Below are 2,107 nucleotides of genomic sequence, written 5' to 3'. Positions count from 1 at the left end.
AGTATTGACCAAAACTATGACGGCAGACGCCTTGCGAAGGGGACCGCCGACAAAGTGATGCAGAAGTTCGGTCCCGAGCGGGTGATGTATGTTCTAGCCTACACCATTCAGCAAAAGGGATGGGACGGGCGTTTCCGTCCCTATAACAAGGATTGGGCCAGAACGGTGGACATCCCTCCCAACCCGGATTCGTTTGGCTTTGAGAGGAACTGTGAGTTTGTGGTGAACAGTCACGCCGGCCTGACCGACCTGTTCGTAAGCCAGGCGCGGCGGGAAGTAGAACGTCAGCCCCGCGCCTCTGTCCGGGAGCAGCTCAAGCAGGCGCAGGAGAAGGCAGAGAAGAAATCACCCGTGCAGGCCATGCCCAAAAAGAAGGAGCCGGAGCGGTGAGCCAGCCCAAGCGAAAGCGCGGTGTTCAGCTCAATTTCCGCGTTTCCGAGGAAGAACTGGCGACGATTGAAAGCAAGATGGAACAGCTTGGCATCTTCAACCGGGAAGCCTATCTGCGCAAGATGGCGCTGGATGGGTACGCCGTCCGGCTGGACTTGCCAGAGCTGAAAGAGCTGCTCTCTCTGCTGCGCAGGCATAGCAGCAACCTCAACCAGCTGGTGCGCCGGGTCAACACTACCGGGCGGGTTTACGAGGCAGATTTGGCGGACATCGCAAAACGCCAGGAACAGCTCTGGGAAAGCGTGCGTGAAGTTCTGAACCGACTGGCGAGCATTTCTTGAGGCCATTGAATCCTACGGGATTGCCAAATCCTGCGGTTTGTGCTATCCTTATCATATCCCCCTGGGGGGGATATGATAAGGAGGCTTTTTTATGGATAAGACGCACGCACATCCCCACACCGAAACAAAGAAAGTTGTCGACAGGCTTTCCCGTGCCATTGGACATTTGGAGAGTGTAAAGAAAATGGTAGAGGAAGGGCGCGACTGCAGCGAGGTGCTGATCCAAATCGCCGCCGTGCGGGGAGCCATCAACAATGTTGGCAAAATGATTTTGCAGGATCACATCAATCATTGTGTCGTGGAGTCCATTGAGACAGGAGACACAAAAGTCTTGCAGGACTTGTCGGAAGCCATTGACAAGTTTGTTAAGTAGGAGGGAGATATGAGCAAACATTTGTCCATTTTATGGGCGATACTGGCTGCAGCGCTTTATGCTGTTAATGCGCCGTTATCCAAACTTCTGCTGCAGGAAGCAACGCCTACCATGATGGCAGCAATGCTCTATCTGGGCGCGGGTATTGGAATGCTTTTGCTCGGGATGGTTCGACAGCAGCTGAAAATGGGGAAGAATGAACAGAAATTGACGCGTAAAGACTTTCCCTTTGCCGTCGGCATGATCGTCCTGGATATTGCGGCACCAATCTGCCTTATGATCGGGCTTAGATCTACAACGTCGGCCAACGCTTCTCTGCTCAATAATTTTGAGATCGTGGCCACATCCGTGATCGCGCTGCTTGTCTTTAAGGAAGCCATCGGTAAACGCCTGTGGCTGGCCATCAGACTGATTACTCTTTCAAGTGCAATTCTTTCCATGGAGGACGCTTCCAGCTTACATTTCTCGACAGGCTCGCTGTTCGTCCTGCTGGCCTGCATTTGCTGGGGTTTTGAAAACAACTGTACTCGCATGATGTCGCAAAGCGACCCGCTGGAGATTGTGGTGCTAAAAGGTTTTGGTTCCGGGCTTGGTTCACTGGCGATTGCGTTTGTGGTCGGAGAGCAGCTTCCACCCCTGCGATTGATTTTGTGTGCGCTGTTGCTGGGATTTGTGTCCTATGGATTGAGCATTTTCTTCTATGTCTACGCACAGCGAAAACTGGGGGCGGCCAAGACCAGCGCCTATTATGCCATCTCGCCGTTCATCGGCGTGCTTTTGTCTTTGCTGATCTTCCAGGAAATGCCGAGTCTTTCCTTTTGGACGGCTCTTTTGATCATGGCCTTAGGTGCATATTTTGCTGCATAAAACTTACGGCGGCCTGCGCGAGCGGGCCGCTCTTTTTTTGTTTAGGAGGTGCTCATGGCAACCACAAGTATCATGCCGCTGCACACCGGCAAGGGCCGGTCGGTACGGCGGGCCATTCAGGATAGTATCAACTATG

The 2,107-nt window shown here is 53.1% G+C and carries 4 protein-coding genes; all 4 read left to right on the top strand.

The features are described from left to right. The coding region (locus B5G12_RS14120) for a DUF3849 domain-containing protein (protein WP_144064183.1) at positions 1-390 on the top strand (390 nt) is incomplete at its 5' end. Then, a complete protein-coding gene (locus B5G12_RS14115; protein ID WP_242956064.1) occupies positions 387-731 on the top strand; it encodes a plasmid mobilization protein in 345 nt (114 codons plus the stop codon). The genes B5G12_RS14120 and B5G12_RS14115, both read left to right, overlap by 4 nt. 91 nt (positions 732-822) lie before the next feature. After that, positions 823-1,104 (top strand): metal-sensing transcriptional repressor, encoded by a 282-nt coding sequence (locus B5G12_RS14110; protein WP_087325487.1) that lies wholly within the window; start codon positions 823-825, stop codon positions 1,102-1,104. Positions 1,105-1,113: 9 nt separating this feature from the next. Continuing rightward, positions 1,114-1,971, top strand: coding sequence for a DMT family transporter (locus B5G12_RS14105; protein ID WP_087325486.1), 858 nt, complete (start codon positions 1,114-1,116; stop codon positions 1,969-1,971). Positions 1,972-2,107: the final 136 nt, after the last annotated feature.

Origin of the sequence: Faecalibacterium sp. An58 (genome assembly GCF_002161515.1) — a bacterium.
GTDB classification, from domain to species: Bacteria; Bacillota; Clostridia; order Oscillospirales; family Ruminococcaceae; genus Faecalibacterium; species Faecalibacterium avium.
This window is presented reverse-complemented; position numbering and strand designations above follow the sequence as displayed.